3 protein-coding genes and 1 pseudogene are annotated in these 2,125 nt (G+C 30.2%); 3 read left to right on the top strand and 1 reads right to left on the bottom strand.

What is annotated here, in order from left to right:
* From HT701_RS11075 to HT701_RS11085, 3 genes and pseudogenes are all read left to right on the top strand, one after another.
* A pseudogene (locus HT701_RS11075) lies at positions 1-183 on the top strand (restriction endonuclease subunit S); the annotation flags it as partial.
* Positions 184-272: 89 nt separating this feature from the next.
* Entirely contained in the window at positions 273-1,070 is a 798-nt protein-coding gene (gene psrA, locus HT701_RS11080) for a tyrosine-type DNA invertase PsrA (protein ID WP_172931538.1), read from the top strand.
* Entirely contained in the window at positions 1,057-1,623 is a 567-nt protein-coding gene (locus HT701_RS11085) for a hypothetical protein (protein ID WP_007285157.1), read from the top strand. Before psrA ends, HT701_RS11085 begins: the two co-directional genes overlap by 14 nt.
* On the opposite strand, the gene HT701_RS11090 is transcribed toward HT701_RS11085, so the two are convergent.
* Positions 1,583-2,125, bottom strand: a 543-nt coding sequence (locus HT701_RS11090) for a restriction endonuclease subunit S (RefSeq protein WP_240152379.1), incomplete at its 5' end; no start/stop codon positions are given. The genes HT701_RS11085 and HT701_RS11090 overlap by 41 nt on opposite strands.

The following is a 2,125-nucleotide window of genomic DNA, read 5'->3' on the forward strand; positions in this document are numbered from 1 at the left end:
TATGAAAACTCATTAAATAGAGATTACCTATTCTATATTCTTTCATCAAATGTAGTTTATTCTCAATTTTTATCTCTAATTAGTGGAGCTGTTGTGAAAAACTTGAATAGTGATAAAGTTGCTTCTATTCTAATCCCACTCCCACCCCTTCCTGAACAATCCAGAATCGTTGATAAAATCGAACAATTTTTCGCCCATATTGACGCACTAATTTAGTATAATAGTTTTACGTGCGGTGGAATTTCTATCAAACATAAGATAGGAGTTTTACGTTGAAAGAATTTGAATTACATTTGAAGAAAGCTGCTTTAGCTGAAAATACTGTGCGTTCGTACCTTTATGGTGTTCGATTTTTCTTGGAGAATTATGAACTCAAAATGGAAGATTTATTTGAATACAAGGGATATTTATTAGACAATTTTAAACCTAAAACTGTCAATTTGCGACTACAAGGAGTAAATAAATATCTGACTTTTATTGGTCATGATGATTTGAAATTAAAATTTGTCAAAGTACAGCAAAAACCGTTTTTAGAAGATGTCATTAGCCATGCTGATTACCTTTTTCTTAAACGTAGTTTGAAAAAAGATGGTATTTTAAAATGGCATTTTGTCGTTTGGTTTTTAGGTGCAACTGGGGCTCGTGTAAGTGAGCTTATTAAACTAAAAGTAGAGCATGTAGAAATCGGTTATTTTGACATTTACTCAAAAGGTGGTAAAATTCGTAGACTGTACATTCCTAAAAAATTAAGAAATAGTTGTCTTAGTTGGTTAGAATCAGAAAATCGCCGAAGTGGTTATTTATTTTTGAATAAATTTAATGAACCAATTACAGCAAGAGGAGTTGCTCAACAGTTAAAAAATTATGCTGATAAATACAAAATGAATCCTAAAGTAATTTACCCTCATTCTTTTAGACATTTATTTGCTAAGAATTTTTTATCGAAGTATAATGATATTGCTTTGCTAGCAGATTTGATGGGACATGAAAGTATAGAAACTACTCGAATTTATCTAAGAAAAACAGCTACCGAACAACAAAATATTGTAGATAAAATTGTTAATTGGTAAAAAAATAACAGGTGGTCAAATTGACTATCTGCTATTTTTTTGTGATTATGGCTCTTATTATCTGAATAACATTAAAATTGAAATAGATTTTCCAAGAAGATCAACTTGGTTGCTAGCTCCTTTAGAAAAAATTGTAACAACTATTTCAGCTAAGCCTTATCAAATAAAACAGTCTGAAATTGTAAAAGAGGGCAAGATTCCAGTAGTTAGTCAATCTAAAATATTAGTTGAAGGATTTTCTAATAATTTTTCTAAGATTCTAGACTATAAAACAGACGTTGTAATATTTGGTGACCATACAAGAAATCTTAAGATTATAGACTTCCCTTTTGTTGTTGGTGCAGACGGAGTAAAAATTCTGTCTCCAATTTGCTTATCTGCAAAATTTTTAAAATACCACTTAGACTATACGCTATTATTTGTTAGGAACAGGGGCTATGCTCGACATTATTCGTATCTAAAATCTAAAATAATAGGTATTCCTTCAGTTTTAGAACAAAAGAGAATTGTCGCTAAAATTGATTTACTTTTTCAAAAAGTTTCTCAGCTTTAGTAATTATTAATTTTTGTGTACGTATACCTGGAAAATTAATTATAGTTTGAGAAAATCTAGTTTTGTTTAATATAGGAATAGTGGTAGATGATGTATTGTTCTTGAATTGTTTTTGCATAAAATCAGACTGTATAGCTAAAAGTAAAAATTTTGAGTTGACAAAATTAAATACTTCTATGCCATGCATTTGTTGATTGAACGCTCCATCAACACGAACAATCCCAGCAATTCCAATATTTCCAATACCATTTATTAAAATAGAACCTGCTTTTATTTTTCTGGATTTTGTATTTCCTAGAACCGATAAATATTCAGTTGCATTGTATAGTTCTCCTTGTAATAAATCAGCAGGTTTATAGAATGGTATTTCGCCGCCGTAGTTTTCAGGGCTATTTTTAGATGGCGTGTTACCAGTACTAATTATTCCTATATAATTTAATGTTGTCTGTACCCAATTCATAGGTATCTTCCCATAATAAGAGCTATCATCTCCTTGGGAAAC

The organism is Streptococcus sp. 10824, assembly GCF_013276595.1.
GTDB classification, from domain to species: domain Bacteria; phylum Bacillota; class Bacilli; order Lactobacillales; family Streptococcaceae; genus Streptococcus; species Streptococcus pseudopneumoniae.